The sequence below is a fragment of the Algoriphagus marinus genome, assembly GCF_001936475.1.
Taxonomy (GTDB): Bacteria; Bacteroidota; Bacteroidia; order Cytophagales; family Cyclobacteriaceae; genus Algoriphagus; species Algoriphagus marinus.
On record NZ_MSPQ01000001.1, the window covers coordinates 262,701 to 285,542 of the forward strand.

Annotated in this window: 11 protein-coding genes; 7 read left to right on the forward strand and 4 right to left on the reverse strand. The window is 40.1% G+C overall.

Annotated features, from left to right (window positions below; all coding sequences use genetic code 11):
• Window positions 1-62: 62 nt before the first annotated feature.
• Window positions 63-1,247, forward strand: coding sequence for a glycosyltransferase family 2 protein (locus BVC88_RS01110; RefSeq protein WP_075348801.1), 1,185 nt, complete (start codon window positions 63-65; stop codon window positions 1,245-1,247).
• Here BVC88_RS01110 and BVC88_RS01115 read toward each other — a convergent pair.
• Together BVC88_RS01115 and BVC88_RS01120 are read right to left on the reverse strand one after the other, a co-directional pair.
• Window positions 1,244-1,975, reverse strand: coding sequence for a LytR/AlgR family response regulator transcription factor (locus tag BVC88_RS01115; protein WP_075349410.1), 732 nt, complete (start codon window positions 1,973-1,975; stop codon window positions 1,244-1,246). The genes BVC88_RS01110 and BVC88_RS01115 overlap by 4 nt on opposite strands.
• Before the next feature lie 47 nt (window positions 1,976-2,022).
• On the reverse strand, window positions 2,023-5,493 hold the full coding sequence (locus tag BVC88_RS01120; protein WP_075348802.1) for a PAS domain S-box protein: 3,471 nt from the start codon (window positions 5,491-5,493) through the stop codon (window positions 2,023-2,025).
• A gap of 289 nt (window positions 5,494-5,782) precedes the next feature.
• On the opposite strand from BVC88_RS01120, the gene BVC88_RS01125 reads away from it, so the two are divergent.
• From BVC88_RS01125 to BVC88_RS01150, 5 genes are all read left to right on the forward strand, one after another.
• Window positions 5,783-7,459, forward strand: a complete 1,677-nt coding sequence (locus BVC88_RS01125; protein ID WP_075348803.1) for a PQQ-dependent sugar dehydrogenase — start codon at window positions 5,783-5,785, stop codon at window positions 7,457-7,459.
• Complete coding sequence (locus tag BVC88_RS01130; protein WP_075348804.1) at window positions 7,456-8,739, forward strand: serine hydrolase domain-containing protein; 1,284 nt, start codon at window positions 7,456-7,458, stop codon at window positions 8,737-8,739. The genes BVC88_RS01125 and BVC88_RS01130 overlap by 4 nt, the downstream gene beginning before the upstream one ends.
• Before the next feature lie 16 nt (window positions 8,740-8,755).
• Window positions 8,756-11,185, forward strand: coding sequence for an alpha/beta hydrolase (locus BVC88_RS01135; RefSeq protein WP_075348805.1), 2,430 nt, complete (start codon window positions 8,756-8,758; stop codon window positions 11,183-11,185).
• Between the two features lie 192 nt (window positions 11,186-11,377).
• Complete coding sequence (locus BVC88_RS01140) at window positions 11,378-14,152, forward strand: PQQ-dependent sugar dehydrogenase (protein ID WP_245803568.1); 2,775 nt, start codon at window positions 11,378-11,380, stop codon at window positions 14,150-14,152.
• 285 nt (window positions 14,153-14,437) lie between these two features.
• Entirely contained in the window at window positions 14,438-17,206 is a 2,769-nt protein-coding gene (locus BVC88_RS01150; protein WP_075348808.1) for a PQQ-dependent sugar dehydrogenase, read from the forward strand.
• 114 nt (window positions 17,207-17,320) lie between these two features.
• On the opposite strand, the gene BVC88_RS01155 is transcribed toward BVC88_RS01150, so the two are convergent.
• Entirely contained in the window at window positions 17,321-20,326 is a 3,006-nt protein-coding gene (locus tag BVC88_RS01155) for an AsmA-like C-terminal region-containing protein (RefSeq protein ID WP_075348809.1), read from the reverse strand.
• A 205-nt stretch (window positions 20,327-20,531) separates the two neighbouring features.
• Window positions 20,532-21,875 carry a dGTP triphosphohydrolase gene (gene dgt, locus BVC88_RS01160; protein ID WP_083638999.1) on the reverse strand — a complete coding sequence of 448 codons (1,344 nt, stop codon included), beginning with the start codon at window positions 21,873-21,875 and terminating at the stop codon, window positions 20,532-20,534.
• A gap of 102 nt (window positions 21,876-21,977) precedes the next feature.
• Between dgt and BVC88_RS01165 the strand changes: the two genes are divergently transcribed.
• Window positions 21,978-22,805, forward strand: a complete 828-nt coding sequence (locus BVC88_RS01165; RefSeq protein ID WP_075348811.1) for a DUF4382 domain-containing protein — start codon at window positions 21,978-21,980, stop codon at window positions 22,803-22,805.
• Window positions 22,806-22,842: the final 37 nt, after the last annotated feature.

A 22,842-nucleotide genomic window follows, 5' to 3' on the forward strand; every position in this document is an offset into this window, starting at 1 on the left:
AGTAATCGAATGCTAAAAATCTTCAATGACTCAAGCCCTACTTTTATCAAAAATCAAACGACATGGAACTACTATTTTGGATATCGATCAGCATTGTTTTGTTCACCTTTTTGGGATATGGATTGGTGATTACGGTTTTGGCAGCTTTGAAAAAGAAGAAGCAAGCTTACCCGATTTTGGTAGAGGGAGATCTGCCCGAAGTGAGTCTGTTGATTGCCGCGTATAATGAGGAGGAAATTTTAAAAGATAAAATCTCTAATTCCCTTGAATTAGATTACCCGAAAGAAAAGTTGAAAATCACCTTTGTTACAGACGGAACTTCGGATGGTAGCCTAGCGCTTCTATCGAAGTTTCCTGAAGTGACCTGCAATCACTCCTCAGCCCGTAAAGGGAAAATTGCGGCAATCAATCGGGTGATGCCAACGATCGATTCTCCCATTACCATTTTTACGGATGCCAATGTGATGCTAAATCCAGGGGCAATCCGAAACCTTGTTCACCACTTCCAATCCAATCTGGTAGCTGCAGTCTCTGGGGAAAAGGTGGTTCAATCTGCCAAATCTGATGCAGCATCCGCCTCAGGTGAAGGCTTTTATTGGAAGTATGAATCTTACCTGAAAAAGAAAGATGCCGAATGGAATACCCTGGTCGGCTCTGCTGGCGAATTAGTGGCTATTCGAACTAATCTATATCAAGCCCCTGAAGAAGATACCATCATTGAGGATTTTGTGATGACGGTAAGACTGGCTTCGCAAGGCTATCAAGTAGCCTATGAACCTCAGGCGATTGCTGCAGAAACGGGTTCTGCCAATGTGGAGGAAGAAGAGAAGCGGAAAGTTAGGATTTCTGCCGGAGGTATTCAGGCGATCCGAAGACTTCCTGAAGCGATGAATTTTCTGAAACATCCCGGAATGACCTTTCAATACCTTTTGCACCGCGTACTTCGATGGACACTGATGCCAATAGCTTTGGTTTTTGCGCTGATTTCTTCAGCAATTCTTGTGGGTGAGGGGGCAATTTATCTGATTGCTTTTACTGCGCAGATTCTATTTTATGGACTGGCGTTAATTGGTTATTTCAGACGAAATCGGGCTACTTCCCAAAAGTATTTTCACATACCTTTTTATTTCACCTTTATGCACATTTGTGTGGTCAAAGGCTGGATCCGATATGTGAAAGGAAAGCAGTCAGTGACTTGGGAAAAGGCTTTGCGTGCATCAGCCCAACTTCAGTCGGCCGAAGTCTAAAGCAGGTTCAGTCGATTAATCAAGGTCTCTTTATTTGCCCTAGAAATCGGAATCACCTTGTCTTCAATCAGTAAGTTCGACTCTTCGATATCGACGATTTTGGAGATGTTGACGATGTAGGATCGGTGTACTTTTTGAAAATTAAAGCTAGATAATCGATCCTCAGCATGTTTAATGGTCGTGTGGACGATGTAGCCTTTGGTTTTGGTCTTGAAAAGTGCATAATCTCCCTTGGCTTCCACAAATAAAATATCTTCGATCTTTACCTTGATTAGTTTGGAGTCTACTTTTAGAAAGAGGCTGTTGTCTACAATTTTGGACATATTGATGGCTGCTTTTTCAGCAGTTTTCAATCTATCAAAAGAAGCTTTTGCAATTTGAATTGCAGCATTTACTTCTTTGACTCCGTAGGGTTTTACCAAATAGCCAAAAGGACCTTTGTCTCGAGCACGGAGGACCGTCTCATTATCTGCATAGGCAGTGGTGAAGATAAAAGGAATGTCAAATTGATCCCGGATAATCTCAGCAAGTTCAACCCCGTCGATGTCACCGCTGATTTGTATATCCAGCAATGCCAGGTCAGGAAGGTCTTTATTGCAGATATCGATTGCAGTGTCTGCATTATCTGCGACACCAACTACTTGGTGATTTAATATTCTAAGAATATCCTTTAAGCTCTCAGAGATTAATAGATCATCTTCGACGATTAGGACTTTCAGTTTGCTCATTTCCATGATTTAAATGAACAAATTAAAATTGGAAAATGCCAAAAAGTCTAGGTAGTCGGAATAGAAATATTGAATGTTGACCCTTGATTGGTGTCACTAATGACTTGAATAGTACCTCCATGCATCAGAACAAATTCTTTTACAATCGAAAGGCCTAACCCTGATCCTTGAATGTTTTTTACGTTGGTAGCTCTGTAGAAAGAGGAGAAAAGCCCTTTCTGATCTTTTTTTGGAATCCCTATTCCTTGGTCTTTGCAAGAGATCAGCACTTCAGAAAGTGAATTGAATGAAATACTTAATTCTGGATCTTTGGCATCAGGAGAATATTTTAAAGCGTTGGACATAATATTCGTCAGGATGTGTTCCATGAGCTGCATATCCATTGGTACCAGCCGCTCCACGCCCTTTGTTTCTAAGATAATTCCTCGTTGATCTAATCTTCCAAGACAAATTTTCTGGATGCATTGTTCTGCCAGCTTTACCAAATCGCCTGGTCGCTTTGAAATCTCTACTTTTCCTGCTTCGATTTTGCCCAGCAAAAGAATATCGTTCATCAAATTTGTAACCCGACCGATCTCTGAATCAATCCGGTCAAAATATCGGTCAAAGGTCGCCTTGGCATTTGGAGCGGATGCTTCGAGTTGATAGCTGATTAGATCCACATTTTGTTTGATTGTAGTTAGAGGAGTTCTAAACTCGTGTGAAGTCATTGAGACAAATCTAGACTTCAATTCATTCAACTCCCGTTCTTTTGCCAAGGATTTCTCCATTTCATCTTTGGTTTTCTTTGCCAAAGTAATGTCACGAATAAAGGCAGTAAAGGTGTGGATCTCACCTCGAATGATAGGAATAATACTCAATTCGATGGGAAACTCCTCTCCTGATTTACGCATTGCAGTCACTTCGATCCGCTGATTGAGTACTGGGCCAATACCAGTTTTAAGGTATTTTTTCATCCCATTGTGATGGGAGGAGTGATGTTGGTTCGGGATAATATTTGAAGTGAGGTCTTTCCCGATTGATTCTTCTGCCGACCAGCCAAAAATCTCTTCAGCTCTCGGATTCCATTCTTGGATTATACCTTGTTCATCGATGGTGATGATTGCATCAAGTGCCGATTCAATTATAGTCCGAAGCTTCTTCTCACTTTCCCGCAGCTCTAGTTCAGCCGCCTCTTGTTTTCTTTTTGCTTTAGCGTTTTTGATTCGGGTAGCCGCAAGGTTTGCGATGGTTTGAAGAGTTTCGAGGTGCTTTTGATTAAAAAAGTTGACTTCATCATGCTCTGAGTCGATCACTCCTAAAACTTTCCCCTCATAAATAATTGGGACACAAATTTCAGAAAGCCTTACTTGATCATCTGGAATATACCGAGAGTCTTGTCTGGTGTCCTTGATGATTTCAGCTTTGCCATTATTTGCTACCCAGCCTACAACTCCTTCCCCAAAAGGGATTGTGATCGGGTTGAGTATTTTACGGCCTTTTGTTTTAGTTTCACCATATGCGGCTAATTGTTCCAAAACCTTTTTTTCATCATTTAACACATAAATTACACAGTCAGAAAAACCGAATTTTTCAATGACATTTTCTGCAATTTCCCAGGCGATGGTGTAGATGTCTTCTTGCTCTAAAAGGGTATTTACAAAAGAATTGATGGAGGAAAGAAACTGCTGCTGCTGAGCGAGTTCAGTGTTTTTAGTTTTCAGGACTTCTTGTTCCTTTTCTAACTCTTTCCTGTTTTTTTGATTGGAAATAATATAGCCTACAAATCTGGAAAAGAGGCGGAAAAATTCTAATTCATTTTGATTAAACGCTTCTGCCTTTGCCTTTTCACTCCCTAAAGCAATCACCCCTATGGGTTTGTTTTCAATGGTAAAGGGTGTGAACAGACAAGAGGCCAACCCAAAGGATTTCATAAAAATGTTTTCGGAAAACTCCGAATCGCTTACATCGCTGATGGCGATCAGCCGATTCTCTGTAAATGAAATTCCAGAAGGACTACCTTCGATGGGAATACTAACCTCTACTCCCTCAGGCATAGGTGTATCCATTACAGTATGCAAATACACGAGTTTTTCTCCTTCCGCTAATAGGATTCCTCCTTTATTAAATTCCAGAAAATCCATGATTACTTCAAGACCAGACTGAAGTTGGGAAGAGATAGACAAATCGTAATTTGATGCTATTTCATTGAGTCGAATCAGTCCGGAATTAAACTTTTCAATAGTTTTCTGGAGACGTTGTGTACTCAGCAGATAGGTTATAAATCGACCGAAAAGCCTAAAAAACTCGAAATCATACCCAGAAAACCCCTCTGGTTTTGGCTCGAAATCTCCCAGAATTATTGATCCAAATTTTTTCCCATCAACTTCGATTGGCATACTTAGTAAGGACTTGATAGACATATCCTTGACTGTTGAATAATCTTTATAGGGAGATTTAGTCACATCAGGAATTGCAATAAGACGCTGTTCCAAATATGATAAACCTGGAATGGAGTCATGCAGCGGTAAATATTCCATATAACCTTTTGGAATCAAGTGAGGATTGACATTCTTGACTACTTTGAGGCGATCACCTTCTGCTTCTACTACTCCTCCGATAGATAATTTGAAGTAGTTGGATACCATTTGTAATCCTTTCTCAAGTTGCTGGTCCATCGAAATACTAGTATCAGAAGTGATTCTGTTTAGTTCCTCTAAGGCATTGGTATAACGATCAAGATTTTGGCTAAACTTCTTGAGGTCTAACTCATTCTTTTTTCTTTGGCTTATATCTACATGAATTCCAATAGATCCTATTCTCTCCCCAAAAGAATTGAAGGAGGGAGCTCCAGAAATAAGACAATAGAAGGAGGTACCATCCTTTCTAATAATTTCTGCTTCGTAAGCACTTGCTTTGTTTTTTTCTCGAAGCTTATGTTCCTTTGCTATTATTTTTCTAGTATCCTCATTTGTCAATATGATAGAGGGTTTTTTTCCGATCAATTCCTCCTCTGTGTAACCGGTAATTTTACACATGGCCTCATTGATGAAAGTAATTTTCTCTTCTAGGTCTACCTCAATTAATCCAAATTGTAAATTTTGGATGATGCTTTGGTATTTTTCCTCTGATTTCCTTTTTAGTAAATCTGCTTGGTAGCGTTCTGTAATAACTCTCGCTACAGCCATTGCACCTGTGATTTCCCCCCCTCTCTTAATCAATTGTACATTTTGTCCAATCCAAATCTTCTGCCCTGCAGCTGTGATTGCTGGAAACTCTAAATATGTAGAAGGCGTTTTCTTTTCAAATTGCTCTAGGTAGTATTTCTGAACCTCTTTTTGCTGATCTTCTGGAATAAGCTCAGTATATTTTTTACCAAGGAGAAATTTTTTTGAATAGCCCAAAACTTCTGATGCCTTGTTATTTACAAAAGTGAAATGTCCATTTAGATCCGTTTCATAGATGATATCGCCCGCTTCTTCAACCAATAAACGGTATCTCTCAATGGAAAAGCTTGGAAATGACTGTTCTTCTTTCAAGGTTACATTTGGGTTAAACGGTTAAAAGTTTTAGCTCTCATAAGATAAGATTTGCAAATCAAGAAGAAAACCGATAAGTCAAAGGATTTTTTCGATGAATGAACAGGATTCTTCGATGAGTTTAAGGAAGATTGGTTTATTGGCAGCTATTTTCGGTAAAAATTAATAATTGACAGCGAATTCCTTACAAGCAAATTGAGACAGAAAGTCTGATTTATTCTGTCGGTTTCCCAATTCCAAGAAGAATTCGGATATTATCAGCTAATCCTATGGGCTAATCTTCTTTTATATGAATTTTCGTTTCGCTTACATCACGCTGCTGTTCCTCATTTTCGAAGCGTGTTCACCTCGGGGAGAAAAAATATTTGGTGAGGAAATTTCTACCTCATCGGAGCAGATATTGGCTGGAAAAAAACTTTTCGAACAAAATTGTTCCACCTGCCATAATTTCAATGAGAATGCAATCGGGCCAAATCTTAGCGGTTTGACTCGTCAGGTGGAAACTGATTGGATTAAAAGGTTTATCAAGAATCCTTCTGAGTTTTTTCTTGCTAAGGATGAAAGAGCATTGAGGCTTCTCGCAATTTATAAGAATGAAATGCCGGCTTATCCGAATTTTTCTGATTCTGATCTTAATTCCATCCTTAGCTATCTGCATACTTTCGAAACTATTCCGATTGAAATATTGGGAGATACAACCTCCAACTTGATCCCTGAAAAAATCCAAGACTCGGGTATTCGTTTGGAACTGGACTTTTATGCCCAGTTACCGGCTACTGATACTACTCCTGCCCTAGCCAAAATGACCAAGATGGAGCCGATTTCCGGTTCAAACCGCTTGATGATTAATGATCAGCGAATTGGGATTTATGAATTGATTGATCAAAAACCACAGCTTTACCTCAACCTTTTGGATCAAAAGCCAGCTATGGTCAGCAAGCCAGGTTGGGCAACAGGTGTAGGTAGTTTTGCCTTTCATCCGGAATTCATGGAGAATGGCCTTTTTTATACCGCGCATACTGAACCTGGAGGCACCCAACCTTCAGACTTTGGATATACGGATAGTTTAGCTGTCTTTATGCAATGGGTCTTGACGGAATGGAAAGTAGATTCTCCAAATGCTAAAATCTTCAAAGGAACAAATCGGGAAATCCTTCGAATCGATAACTCTTCACAAGCTCATGGCATGCAAGAGCTGACCTTCAACCCAAACTCGAAAAAAGGCGATCCTGATTTTGGATTGCTTTACATTGGTTATGGAGATGGAGGAACAGCTGAAAAAAGATTTGCGCATATTTCTAACCATGGAGGTTCGGGAATTTATAGCAGCATATTGCGAATCGATCCTACTGGAAAAGACGGAAAAAATGGAAAATACGGAATACCTAAAATCAATCCTTTCGCTGGTGTTTCTGGAAAAGCTGGCGAAGTCTTGGCCTTTGGATTCCGAAATCCGAATCGGATTTTTTGGGATGAATCCGGAAAATTATTTGCTACCGACATCGGGCAGCACAGTATGGAAGAGATCAATCTGATTGAGCCGGGGAAGTTTTACGGCTGGCCGATTCGTGAAGGGAGATTTATGATCAACCCTTTTGGAAGCTTCCGAAGCCTTTATCCATTACCGGCAGATGACGCTAAAAAAGGAGTAACCTACCCTTTGATCCAGCTCGAGCATGATGAGACGGTTGCCGTGATCGGAGGATATTTTCTTCCCGAAGGAAAGCTAAAGGGCAAATTCATTTTTGGAGATATTCCAACGGGCCGATTGTTTTTTGCGAATTTGGATCAAAAACCAAGTCCAGAGGTAAAGAGTATGAAAGTCATTTTCGAAGGAAAAGAAACGACTATGGAGGAATTGGTAGGTGGTCGAGTGGATTTGAAATTCGGAATAGATGCCGAAAAGCAAGTTTACATCATGAGTAAGAATCAAGGAAAAATCTATAAAATCATTGACACCCTATGATTAAGACCAAGCAACTAATCCCAGCAATCGCGCTGGGCGTCCTACTGCTTTGCGCTTCTTGCCAAAACCAGGAAGAAAAAGTCGAGTTTGTAGTTAATGAAAACGCCATCTCCAGATTAGATTCTACGCTTCAGAGCTATGTCAACTCGGGAAATGTGGCCGGAATTTCTGCCCTGATTTTTGAAAAAGATCAGGAGGTTTATTTCAATGCTTTTGGATTTGCCAATCAGGAAAAACAAATCCCGATGGATCGAAATACTATCGTGCAGATCTATTCCATGACCAAACCGATAACCGGTACAGCACTAATGACGCTTTGGGAAGAAGGTAAATTTCAATTGGATGATCCTTTGGAAAAATATGCGCCTGAATTTGCCAATATGAAAGTTTATCAGGGTGTGGATGAAAATGGCAAAATGATCTTAGTAGATGCTGAGCGTCCGGTTTCTATCCGGGATATCACCAGACATACGGCAGGCTTTCCCAACCGAGATAATATTCCTGGCTTGAGCGAAGTGATGAAGGAAAAAAATGCCCGGAGCTTTGAAAATACCTTGACCCAAATGGCTGAAAAAATCGGCAGCACCCCACTTTGGTTTCAACCTGGTACCCAATGGGAATATGGTCAATCGGTCGATGTCCAGGCATTTTTGGTAGAGCGAATCGCAGGAGTGCCCTACGGAGAATATGTTCAGGAACATGTTTTGGGTCCTTTGAAAATGAATGATACGCGATATGTGGTTTTAGAGAAAGATTTAGATCGGTTTTCTGCTGCGTACCAGCGAACTGGCGAAGGTGAGTTGACTCAAATGCCGGACTCTTCTGCGCATGCTTTTAATCTTAAAAAGTGGCCATTGACTCCGGGAGGTTTTGGGCTTACTTCCACCTTGGATGATTACATGACCTTTGCAAGAATGCTTGTAAGAAAGGGAGAAATCAACGGCATAAGAATCTTAAAATCAGAAACTGTCGAATTGATGGCAACCAATCATCTTCCAGATTCGGTGACAGAGCGGTCCTGGCTTCCAAGCAAAGGCCGTGTAGGATTCGGGATTGACTTTGCTGTCCGGACAGATCCACCGGCCGCGGCAGAAGAAATGAATGGTGTTGTAGGCGAATTTTTCTGGGATGGAGCAGCGAGTACCCTGTTTTGGGTGGATCCTAAAAACGAATTGGTAGCGGTTCTATTTGTCCAATTATTCCCATACGATGGGATTAGCCTTCATAAAAACTTTCGGGATGCTGTTTATGGCAAAATTACTTCGGCACCTGCTCAATAATTTAAAACAAACTTAGATGAAGAAATTTTTTAAGAAAATAGGCACTTGGATTAAAGGAAAGCTAAACCTGATCAAGCCGGGACCTTTTGCCATTAAAGGAGCCGCGATTGGGCTGTTGATTTTAACTTTGATTGTTTTTGTGATTGAGGTAGTAGGGATGAGTGTCAATTGGAAGGATCCTTGGATTCTGGCTTTTGGTCTGCTGATTTTGTTGGCAGTAACTTTGGTTTCTTACCTAGCTGTCAAGCTTATCAAATTGATTTATGAAATCCCCCGCTTTTACAAAAGGGTATTGATTGCTTGCATCATCTTACTTTCATTAGTTCGGCTAGGAGATGAGCGATTTGCGGTTTTTATGATCTTGGTTTTCTCACTTATTGGAGCGGGAATAGCAATGTTTTGGAAAGGACATTTTCAGCGATTGACCACTCCGAAAAAGGTGGTTTCGGTTTTGGGATTTGTGGTTGGAATAGCTGGAATAGGCTGTTTGATTTATTTCGGAAGTATCAGAGGATTGGAAATCGATGAACAGATCAATGCAGCTCAACTAACGGAAAACAAAATTTCACAGATTGAAGTCGCCTCTCCGGCAGAAAATGGAAACTTTCAGTTTACCACCTTTACCTATGGATCAGGAAAAGATCTTCGTCGGGAGGAGTTTGCAGAAGGAGTTACCTACCAAACGGAATCGGTAGATGGACGAGCGTTTATCGATAACTGGAAAAAATTCGGTGGCTGGTGGCGAGAAAAGTATTGGGGATTCGATGCGAAAGAATTACCGCTAAATGCTCGTGTATGGATGCCTGAAGGCAAAGGTCCTTTTCCTTTGGTTTTGGTAGTTCATGGTAATCATTCCATGCAGGATTTTTCCGATCCGGGTTATGATTATCTAGGAGAGTTTTTAGCATCCAAAGGGATGATTTTAGCTTCTGTGGATGAGAACTTTATCAATGGGTCGTGGACTGATCTTTTTGGTCGATTGGAAAAAGAGAATGATGCTCGTGGTTGGTTGTTACTGGAGCATTTACGGATTTGGGATGAATGGAATAAAAATGAATCCCATCCACTTTTTGGCAAAGCCGATATGGATAAAATTGCATTGATGGGGCATTCCCGTGGTGGTGAAGCGGTAGGTCATGCAGCAATGCTGAATGCGCTGGAATATTATCCTGATGATGCTTCTATCAAACTTGGGTATCATTTTAACATCAAAGGCATTGTTGCCATAGCGCCTGTAGATGGGCAATACAAACCGGGAGGATCAGGGACAAAATTCGAAAATGTCGATTACCTGACTATTCATGGCGCCCAAGATGCAGATGTGACTTCATTTGCAGGAGCCATGCAATATGAACGAATCAAGTTTACAGACAGCACCTACCATTTCAAATCTGCTGTTTATATCTCTGGTGCAAATCATGGGCAATTCAACACTTCTTGGGGAGACAATGATTATGGAGTGACTTTTAAAGGAATTCTAAATCGTGGACAATTAATGCCAGTTGCTGAGCAGGAGGAAGTGGCTAAAGTCTATATTGGGGCTTTTTTGGAAGCAAGCTTAAATAATCGTTCAGAGTTTCTTCCGCTGTTTATTGACGCCAGAAAAGGAAAAGATTGGCTTCCAGAATCGATTTATCTGAGCCAATTTGAAGATTCAAACACCAGTATTTGGGCAAACTTCGATGAGGATTTTGAGCTGACCAGTACTTCCACAGGAGGTGTCGCTGATGGAGAGAACCTGAGTGTCTGGAGGGAAGCTGAGATCGACTTGGAATATGCGAAAAAAGGAAGCCGGGCAGTTTTCCTTGGATGGAATTATAAGAAATTAAATGAGGGAATCGATACGCTTTGGAAAGATGTGGCGAAACCGACGATTCCAGATTCTGTTTTAGCGAGCTATTCGATAACCCTGGATTCGATGAGTTTCAGACCTGACTCCACCTCTGTTTTGATGTTTTCTCTTGCAGAATCTACCGAAAGCTCTAATCCTAAGTCCGAAGGAAAATGGGTGAATAATCAGGATAATACGAATTCAAAGAAAGCCAATGCTGAATTGGAAAACGAGTCAGATTCCAAGGGTGAAAATGGGGAGGAAGAAGTCGATGAGGAGGAAGACGAAAAAAAGCCAGATGCTCCCCTAGACTTCACGATCATTTTGACCGATCAATCTGGTGCAGAAATCAGTTTTCTTCTGTCAGAATTTTCTCACCTTCAGCGACAGATCAAGTCAAGAGTATTGAAATTGGATTTCTTGGACAAGAAGGATCATTCAGAAAATATCTTTCAAACATTCGTTTTTGACCTGGAAAACCTGAAATCCAAAAACCCTGCTTTTACCCCTGCCTTACTTCAGGAAATCCGATTTGAATTTGATCAAAATGAAAGTGGAGTCATTATCCTCGATCAGCTTGGAATTACAAAGCGGATAAATTTGGTAAACCAATAAATTGATCTATAAAATTTTAAGTGATTTGACTGTTTAAATCAGTTAAATACCGTGTGAAGTAATTTCTGTGGTTTAGTTTTTTCTATTTTGTCATCTTGACAAATTAACATCAAAACTAATTTGAATCTCATAGATCCTAAAAACCAAATATTTATGAACTGTTCGGTGAAAAAATTAATAAGGATAAAATCCTTGCTTATCTTTTTAATACTCATTGGACTCAGTTCCTGCGAGAAATCTGAGCCTATAGATGATCCCAATGTGAAGCCTGATGATAATCGCTTTACCAAAGTGGTTTTGACAGAAGGGATGGACGAACCTATGGAAATGACCTTTCTTCCAGAAAGCAGAATTCTCTTTGTAGAACGAAAAGGAGGAGTAAAGATTTTGGATGAAAAATCTGGAGAAGTAACGCTAGTTGCCACGATTCCTGTAAATACCAAATACACCAATAAAGAAGGTGTGGTGAGAGAAGCAGAAGAAGGCTTGATGGGTGTGATTGCCCACCCTGATTTTGAAAAGAATCATTGGATTTACCTCTATTACGCTGATCCTGTGGATACCCAGCATGTCTTAGCAAGGTATGAGCTAGATGGTAATACACTGAAGGAAGAGACCAAGAAAATCCTTTTGGTGGTTCCTACTCAACGGGAAGAATGTTGTCATACTGGTGGAGGGATGGTCTTTGACCAGGAAGGTAATCTTTACTTGACTGTTGGAAATAATACAGTAAACCCAAGAACAGGTTCTTCAAATTTGGATGAAAGACCAGGTTTTGAAAACTCGGATGATCAAAGAGCTCCTGGAAACACCAATGATTTGCGAGGAAAGATTTTGAGAATCCATCCAGAAGACGATGGAACCTATACCATTCCAGCAGGAAATTTATTCCCGGTAGGTACTGAGAAAACCAAGCCAGAAATCTATACCATGGGTCACCGGAATCCTTGGAGACCTACTTTGGATAGTGAAACGGGCTATTTGTATTGGGGCGAAGTCGGACCAGATGCATCGGTCGACTCGATCTGGGGCCCCAAAGGATATGATGAGTTTAACCAAGCTAAAGGCCCTGGGTTTTTTGGATGGCCATATTTTATTGGAGATAACCAACCATACACTAGACATGACTTAGCAACGGATACTTATGGAGCTCCTTTCGATGTAAACAAGCCTGTCAATGAATCAGTCAATAATACGGGTTTAAGAGAGCTTCCAACTCCGGTAGTTCCGGCCTTCATTTGGTACCCTTATGGGGTTTCCGAAGAATTTCCGATGCTTGGAAGTTCTGGAAGAAGCGCTACAGGTGGTCCGGTTTTTCGTAAAAAGGATTTTAAAAAGGACGCTCCTTATGTTTTTCCGGCGTATTATGAAGGAAAATGGTTGATCGTCGATTTCATGAGAGGTTGGATCATGGCGGTCTCGATGGATGAAAATGGAGAATATAAGTCGATGGAGCGGTTTTTACCGGAAGAGACCTTCAGTTCAGCCATTGACATGGATTTTGGACCAGATGGAGCACTTTATGTTTTAGAGTATGGAAGTGCTTGGTTCCGGGGAAATTCGAATTCCAGAATCGTAAAGATTGAATACAACGCAGGAAATAGAAAACCAAACGTAAATGCCTCTGCGAATGTCATGGCAGGTTCAGTGCCTTTCACTACCCAATTCAGCTCAGCAGGAACCAACGATTATGACGATTACGATCAGGGTAATCTTACCTATTCTTGGACGATTACTTCTGAAAAAGCTTCACCGATTGAGTTATCAGGACCCGAGGTATCTTATACTTTTGAGACACCTGGAATTTATAAGGTGTCATTAACGGTGACTGATACCAAAGGCGAATCCAATTCTTCCAGCATGGAAATAGTGGCGGGAAATGATCGTCCAGTGGTCAGCATAGATTTCAGTGGTAAAAACAGAACCTTCTATTTCGGTGATAAATCACTGGATTATAAAGTAATGGTCTCTGACAAAGAAGATGGAAGCACATCAAATGGTGCCATCAAGGCAGAAGAAGTCGCAGTGACTTTTGATTATGTTCCTGCCGGTTTTGATCCGATCGAAATGGCTTCTAAACAAAGTGGTGCTGAGTCTATGGCTGTATTGAATATTGGGCGAAATCTCATTGAACTCAGTGATTGTAAGTCATGTCACCAATATGATACCACATCCATTGGCCCAAGCTATAAAGCCGTAGCTGAGAGGTATCCTGATACACCAGCCAATATTGAAATGCTGGTTGGTAAAGTGATTAATGGTGGTAGTGGTGTTTGGGGAGATCATGGTATGAGTGCACATCCACAGCTTTCGGAGTCTGATGCAAAACGTATGATTGAATATGTTTTAAGCATGGATGAAGTTCAACCCACTGTATCTTCTCTCCCATTGGAAGGTAAAATCAATCCAGAAGTTCCTGAGGGAGAAGATGGTGATGGAGGCTATTTACTTAGAGCTTATTACCTTGATAAGGGTGCTGGAAATATACCTTCTTTGGATGGAGAAGATTTTGTTGCTTTAAGAAATCCTTTTCTTGACCCACAACTTTCCGAAATTAGAAAAGGAGTTCAGCTATTAACTACGCCTAGAGTCAATTTCTTCATGGTTGGTGATCAATCTTATATCGGATTTAAGGACATAGATTTGACAGGAGTAAAAGCAATTATGTTGTATTTAGGTGTAAGTGAGCGAGTGGGTGCCAAAGGTGCCTCTGTGGATATACGGTTGGATTCTCCGAGTGGGAAATTGCTAGGCCAAACAGAAATGGTGACTAAGGCGCCAGAGGGAGGGTTTAGACCACCGGAAGGCGTATCCAGAAAAGAATGGGCTAGACAGAACTCAGCCAAAGCTTCTGCGAATTTCTCAGGAATATCAGGGAAGCACGATATATATTTTGTCTTCAATAACCCGAATGCGAAAGCTGAAGAAATATTAGTCGCTATCAACGAAATAGAGTTTAAAAACTAATTATTAAATAGGCGAAAGTCATATCACTTCGGCTTTTAAAAGTCTGTAAAAATATTTTTGTTTTCATACTCAAAAAAATGCCCCGACCCTTTTGGTCTGGGGCATTTTGCTTTTATCCTTGACTGTGGCTTTATCTGACATCTTCGTTCTTTTGGCAACACGAATAAAAACCTGTTGATCAAAGGAAATCTGGCTGATGGCGAAGCTCTGATAATTACAAATTATTTTGACAATCTCACGAATTAATAAGAACTTCATTATTAATAAATAACAAAGAACTTTTTTATGAACCATTTGGCGAATAATATATGGAGGTTTTTTTCCTTCATTTTCGTAGTAGGAGTTGTAAGTGCTTGTCAAAAATCCGAAGGATTCTCAAAAGTTGTCTTAATAGAAGGAATGGATGAGCCAATGGCAATGACGTTTCTTCCTGATAATCGAATTCTTTTTGTAGAAAGAAAAGGAGCTGTAAAGATTTTAGATCAAGAAACAAGGAAAACCATATTGGCAGGGACAATTCCCGTTAACACCAAGTACACTAACAAAGATGGAGTCGTCAGTGAAACCGAAGAAGGAATAATGGGAGTGGTCGTTCATCCAGAATTTGAAAAAAATTCATGGGTGTTCATTTATTATGCAGATCCAGTAGATCCTAAACATGTTTTGGCTAGATATGAACTCAATGGAAGTACCCTAGTCGAGGAATCAAAAAAAATTCTTTTGGTCATACCAATTGATAGAGGTTACAACCATACTGGTGGAGGAATGGTCTTTGACAAGGAGGGAAATCTCTATCTGACTGTTGGAAATAATACAGAAAACCCAAAATCAGGTGCTTCTAGCTTGGATGAAAGGCCTGGTTTTGAAGGATCTGATGATCAAAGGGCTGCTGGGAATACGAATGATTTGAGAGGTAAAATTCTAAGAATCCATCCTGAAGACGATGGAACTTATACTATTCCAGAAGGAAATTTGTTTCCCGTAGGTACTGATAAAACCAAGCCTGAAATTTATACCATGGGACATAGAAACCCTTGGAGGGTTACTCTGGACAGTGAAACAGGGTATTTGTATTGGGGAGAAATAGGGCCGGATGCCGATAGTGATTCTATTGGAGGATCTAGAGGATATGATGAATTCAATCAGGCTAAAGGCCCGGGCTTTTTTGGATGGCCCTATTTTATTGGTAATAATCAGCCATACACTAGACACGATTTTTTCACAGACACCTACGGAGAACCATTTGATGTGAACAATCCTGTCAATGAATCTGTCAATAATACGGGCTTAAGAGAATTGCCTACTCCGGTTATACCTGCCATGATCTGGTATCCCTATGATGTTTCGGAAGATTTTCCATTGTTAGAAAGTTCTTCACGAAGCGCAACTGGCGGACCGGTTTTCAGAAGAAAAGATTTTGCTAGAGATGCTCCTTTTGTTTTTCCAGAATACTATGAAGGAAAATGGTTAATCGTTGATTTTATGAGAGGCTGGATTATGTCTGTGAGCATGGATGAAAATGGTAATTACAAATCTATGGAGAGATTCCTTCCAGAGGAGACATTTAGCTCTGCAATAGATATGGATTTTGGTCCAGACGGGGCACTATACATTCTTGAATATGGTGAAGGGTGGTTTAAACGAAACCGCGATTCTCGAATTGTAAAGATTGAATACAATAGAGGAAATAGAAGACCAACTGTGAATGTGAGTGCTGATAAATTAGCCGGAGCCATTCCATTTACTGCTAATTTCTCTTCTGCGGGAACAAATGATGAGGATTACTATGATGAGGGAAAACTTACCTATAACTGGGCTATTACTTCTGTCAATGGAGCTACTGTAAATCTTAATGGTCAGGATGCTTCTTACACTTTTGAAACACCTGGAATTTATAAAGTCTTGCTTACCGTAACTGATACGAAAGGACAATCTAATTCGGCTAGTCTTGAAGTAGTGGCAGGGAATGATCTGCCTGAAGTAAGCATTGATTTTAAAGGGAAAAACAGGACCTTCTATTTTGGGGATAAGTCACTGGAGTATAAAGTTGTGGTGACGGACAAAGAGGATGGAAGTACCACAAACGGTGCTATCAAGCCAGAAGAAGTCGCTGTAACTTTTGATTATGTTCCATCAGGATTTGACCCAATACAACTGGCTTCAAAACAAATAGGTGTGGAAACTAATGCTGTGCTTAGCATTGGACGTAATCTTATAGAGGCGAGTGATTGTAAATCATGTCATCAATATGACTCGACTTCCATTGGTCCGAGCTATGCTGCAGTTGCCAAAAAGTATCCAAATAATCCGGAAAATGTCAATATGCTGGTAAGGAAGATAATTAAAGGTGGAAGTGGGGTTTGGGGAGACTATGGCATGAGTGCTCACCCACAATTGTCTGAAGCCGATGCCAAGCGAATGGTAGATTATATTTTCAGTTTGAATGATGTGAATCCAAATGTGGCTTCTCTTCCTTTGGAAGGTAAATTGAGTCCGGAAGTTCCTGAGGGCGAAGATGGTCAGGGAGGATATTTGTTAAGAGCCTTTTATTCTGATAAAGGGTCTGGAAACATTTCATCATTGACAGGTGAAGACTTTGTTGCCTTACGAAATCCTTTTCTGGATCCAATACTTTCAGAAGTAAGAAAAGGAGTTCAATTATCTTCCAAACCGAATGTTAATTTCTTTATGGTGGGAGATCAATCTTACATTGGCTTTAAAGATTTGGACATGACAGGGATAAAAGAAATTATCCTTTATTTAGGTATAAATGCTATTGATGATGCCAAAGGAGCCTTGGTAGAGATAAGATTGGATTCCCCAACGGGAAAATTAGTAGGGAAAACCGAAAAAGTAACTGAAGCTCCGGAAGGTGAATTCAAATCAACAGAAGTAGCTTCAAGAGTAGATTTGAGAAGAAGATATTCCGCGAAACCAAGTACAGCCATATCTGCAGTTACTGGAAAGCATGATGTTTATTTCGTATTCAAAAATCCGGATGCGAGGTCAGAAGATATACTAGTATCTGTCAACGAAATAGAGTTTAAAAACTAGTTTGTTAACGACTGGATATTCCTCAATAAGGACCAGATCTAGTACGCAATAGAAATCGCTTTGAAAAAACTAAGCCCCGAATCTTTCGACTCGGGGCTTTTTGCTTTTGATATCTTAGTTATTCTTGACTGTGGTGGTATCTGGTTTTGTTGTTGGTTTTGGTTTTGGCAAAAATCCCTTTAAGAGTTTCTTTGCTTCTTCCACAGCTTTATCCTTCGTGACATCAGCTTGTTTTTCAAGTTCTTTTTTAACGCTGTCTTGAATTACTTCAGCTTTCAGTTTCATTTCTTTTTTGATGCTGTCCTGAGCAGCATTGAATTGCTCGGTAGCTTTTGTTTGAAGAGCCTGAGTTTCTCCAGTTACTCTAGCTTTTAAGGTATTTGCTAAGAGAGATTCAATACTGTTTCCCCCTGCCAAGGCAATTTTTGGAGAATTATAGGTTCCTGATAGATTTAATGCTAAAGGAATCATTGTGTTCGCATCTACTTGGGAACCAGAGATTGTAGCTAAAATTGAAGTGGCTTGGGATCCAAACTTATTTGCGGGGATCAGCATATTTACCAAGTAATTTATAGATCCATCGAAACCAGCCGATCCCTGGACATTTGCTTCATAATCCCATAGTTTTACATCGAATGGTTTCACATCCATCACTCCATTTTCTATGGAAATTGGAATGGCAATATTTTTCAATTGAAGCGTATTGACATCTTTCAGCTTAGTTAGACTGGTAATTCCCTCCAGGATTTTACTGTCTTTCAAAGCAGTTTCAGCGACTTTAAGTAATCCTTTGCCGTCCAGACTAGAGAGTAGAGGCATCATATCCTGTCCAAGATTACCGGAAAAACTCAGATTAGAATTGAATTTTCCAGTTAGATTTTGTGCAATTGGTGCAAATGCTTTTACAGTGTTGAAGGATTTGAAAGCCTCTGCAATACTCAGCTCGGCAATATTCAGATCGAAATTAAATTTTGGAGCTGTTAGATCTCTTGGATCATAAGTACCATTGAGTGCAATGGTTCCTCCCATGGTTTGCATGGAGGCATCACTAAAGTTTAAAATTCCATCTCTCAAAGTCATATTTCCTTTCATTTCTTTGAGATTCAAATTGTCATAAATCACTTCATCTGCATTCACTTTCATGGTGAAATCAATGTTTTTTGGAAGCTCAATAACTGCCATTTCAGATGAAACTGAATCTGCAGATGCGTCTTCGCTCATCCACTCATTGACATTGAAGCGGGGGCTGTTTAGTGTTAATTGGCCTTTTAATGTACCATCCTCACCCAGCAGGTAACTCATATAATTAGAAAGCATACCTGTTGCTTTAACATGGCTTTCGCCCAGCTTGGAATCAAATTCTGTCAATGAAATATTATTTGGGTTAAATGTGGCTTTAGCAGAAAAAATGTCCACACCCTGCGGAATGTCTTGGGACAAGAATTTGAAATTCGAAATATCCATGGTACCACTTGTTTGAATCTGATTGTATTTTTCTGCCTCAACAGCCGCATAGGAACCTTTCGTAATAATATCAGCATTAATTCTTCCTTCCATCTCTATCCCTTCCATCGGGAAAATGGTCAGGATTTTTTTCAAATCAACCCCGCCGATAATTTCTCCATCCCAAAAAAGTTGATCAAAATCCCGAATTTTCAATTTACCGTTAATTGCTTCATCCTCCAGTTCAAAACCAAACTGACTCAGATCTACCAGAAAATCATTCATTTTCCCAGAGGTATTTTGGATAAAAGCCTTGACATTCAGGTTCTCTATTGGAGCTGGATATTCCTCACTTTTCACAAAGCCATTTGCAAGTTGGAGCTTGGCATCAATTGTCGGAATTATTCCTACTACTGAATCATATCGCCCTTTTGCAAGTGCATTGACATCCAAATTCCCCTTCAGTGCCATGCCATCGATTGGAAAAATTGAGGTTAGCTCCTCTAAATTCAGCTTTCCATTAAGTGCTGCATCAATCGTATAAGAAACTAGATCTGAAAGAAAGAATTTCCCGGAAATTGGGTTGCTTCCAAAATCTAGATTAAATGTTGGGATAGAAACAGAAGTATTATCCAGGTTATCCGTTTCATTTTTTAACTGCATGTCCAGATTTACATTTTTTACCGGTCTGGGTAAATCGGGGTACTGAAACATCCCATCAGCAACTTTCAGCGAAACATCAAAGGCTGGAAATTTAGTGTCATTGTAGATTCCTTTTACAAAACCGTTGAAATCCATGGTGCCGGATGTCTTTAGGCTCGAGAAGCTTTCTGAATAGATACCGGGAACAAGCGATAATAAGCTTTTAAATTCAGTGTCTTTACCACTAAAGTTCAAGTCTAGTTCAATATCATCTGAAGGCATCGCCAAGAATCCAGTCATTCCAAAATTGAAATCATTAAGCATGAAATCACCATCAGTTACAGTAAACTTCATGTTTTTCATATCGATGTTCAATAAGGTCTCGCCAGAAAAAGTCTTATTGGAAAGATAGCTGGTGCCTTCATAAGTGATATCAGCAATCATTGCCTCCATTTCGATTGGCAATTCATACACATCTGAAGTAAACTCTCCATTTCCCAAGCCTTTGATTCCGGTTAGGGCCATGAAATAATCAAGTTCGCGATCATCATACAAAAGGTTTAGATCATTTATTTCTATTAGATCGACTCCTATTTGCATGCTACTTTCTGTATCAGCTATGGCCTCCTCTGATGGATAAGTGATATCGTAGTTAGCTGTTCCGTCCTCCAATACTTTGATGTATAAATTCCCACCATTGAGGTGAATTCCTGTCAGAGTTGGAGATTCCTCAAAAAGCACAGACATCAAATTGAAATCAACCTGAAGTTCTTTTAAAGAAACCAAGGTGTCCTTTTCGAATGGAGCATTCCCAACAATACCAAGATCTTTGATATTGGCAGAAATATTAGGAAACCTTTTAAAAATGCTCAGACTGATATTATCTATATCGTAAATCACCTTCGCATTCACAGATTGGGCAATTTCTTGGTCTATTCGTGCAGCTATTTTATCCTTGAAAATAAATGGAAGTGCAATTGCTGACGCTAATAAAAAAAGAAATATTCCGAATAGTATTAAGATTGTTTTTTTCATAATCAATTTGACTGAAGAATAGACAGTATTTTGACCCTGAGAGGAAATTGTCTATTTCTTTTATTTACGAATAATACACTGGTAAGGACTTAAATGCCAACAAGATTTAAGCCGAAGAATAATTTTATTTTGAATAGGAATTTGAAAAGCAAAGGTCACAATTCGGAAATGAATAATGACCTTTGGTTTGAAACAAAATTTTGGGTTAAGACCCAGGAAAAGAGATCCCGTTAACCCTTCGATAAAGGTTAAGGGCATATTTATCTGTCATTCCAGAGATATAATCTACCAAAGCCCTGAGCATTTGATAAGGATTGACCTCAGCGCCCCATCCTTTGAGCGGAAAGTCTTCCGGAAGCAAGCGTAGTATACTTTTATCCTTACCTGAAAACTGATCTGGGCTGTAAAACTGATGGTAAAGAGCTTGAGAGAAAACCGATAGTAGTCCTTCTAAAACCTGAAAGCCTGCTGCTTCTTTTTCCAAAACGACCTTCGATCGGTAGATCTTTTGAACAGAAACTTCTGTGATTTTCTGAAGTGCCTTAGCCGAAGGGATGATGTCTGTAAGTGCCTTATCAAAATTCCCCTTACACATACTCTCCTCATACTTGGCGAACATTTCGACCGATTCATTGATGAGCTGTCCGATTGCCAAAGCACGAAGTGCCCCAAGATTCTGAGAAGCACTTCTACCCTCCATTTTTTTTGGGTCAAACTTATCTTTCAAAATTGGTGCAAGCAGATTTACGGTCTCTTCAAACCCTACCAAACCAAGTGTACAGCCATCTTCCAAATCTATAATGCTATAACATATATCATCTGCAGCCTCTACCAAAAATGCCAGTGGATGCCTCAGCCAACAGTCAGGACTGGATTTCTCCAGACCAAGGAAAGCTCCCATCTGTTCAAAATCACTCAGTTGGTTAATGAAAAAACCATATTTCTTTTGACTGCGGCGGGCAATATCCCGATGGGGGATGAAACTCGGCCTTGGGTATTTGGTAAAGGCTGCAAGAGTCGCATAGGTAAGCTTCAATCCGTACTGCTTCGAAACTAGCATTCGAAAGCCTTGTGCATTTCCCTCAAAATTGCAGAGATCAGCCCATTGCTCACTTCGCAAATGTGATTCCCAGCACCTTCCCGCAGGATGTAATCGGAAAAAATCTGAGATTGCTTCTTCACCGGCATGTCCAAAGGGTGGATTTCCAATGTCATGCGTTAACGCTGCTGCTGCTACAACAGCTCCTATTTCATAAGAGGTGATTCCGGATTTTTGCAAGGCAGGATACTTCTCTAATAGAAATTCCCCGGCAGCTTTTCCCAATGACCGTCCCACACTTGAGACCTCCAGGCTGTGAGTTAATCGAGTGTGTACAAATGCCTGCTCAGGCAAAGGAAATACCTGTGTTTTGTCTTGTAAATTTCGAAACGGAGCAGAGAAAATAATTCGATCATAGTCTATTTCAAATTCACTTCGTGCTGCTTGTGTCGGATTTGTTCCAAGGGGATCTCCAAATCTTCCCCGGGCCAAAAGCTTTTCCCATTTCATCATCCCCAAAAATAAGAAGGTATTGGCATAATCTAGAATTAAAATATATACACCGTGGCATGGCGCTTGCCATTACTAAGTCAGATTAAACCAAATATTATCATGAAGACTATTTTAAATTATGTATTCCTTGGGCTTATTGCAGCCATTGGATTTTCTTGTAATACAGATGACGAACTCGATGCGGGATCTGCAAAAGTTAACTTTTACCTAGTAGATGCTCCTGGTGATTTCGATGAAGTTTGGATTGAAGTGATTGCCTTGAGAATAAAAGCAGATGATAATAATCCAGATAATGACCCGATTGATGATTCAGATGAGTCTTCTTGGGTAGAGATTCCTTATGAAGAAGGTAGCCAGTATGTCAACCTCTTGGATTTGACGGGCGAAAATTCGCAATTTTTAGGAACTGAAAATTTTCCTGAAGGCGAAATTGATCAGTTAAGACTTATCCTTGGTGATGATAATTATGTGGTTAAAGATGGAAAAAGGGCGAACCTTAAAACTCCAAGTGCTCAGCAAAGTGGCTTGAAGATCAAATTGAATGAAGATATCGAAGGAGGCAAGTCCTACGATATAGTCATTGACTTTGATGTCGAAAAGTCGATCGTGGTGGCTGGTAATTCCGGAAATATTATTTTAAAGCCAGTATTGAGAGCGTATGTTAAAGAAGCAGCGTCTGGAATGATGGGTCAAGTATTCCCGAAAGAAGCCTACCCAGTAGCGGTGAAGGCACTTAAAGGAGATGATGAATACAACACTAGTGTGGACGAGAATGGAAACTTTAAAATCCAAGGAATGGATGATGGGCTCTATACTTTGTTTTTTACGCCAAACTCATCTTACCAAGGAAGAATACTTGATGGGATACTGGTAGAGGAAGGTAAAATAAAAACGATCGACCCAATTACCCTTTTACCTAAGCAATAATTTCTAAGCCGGTTTCGACCGGCTTTTTTTTTGCCTT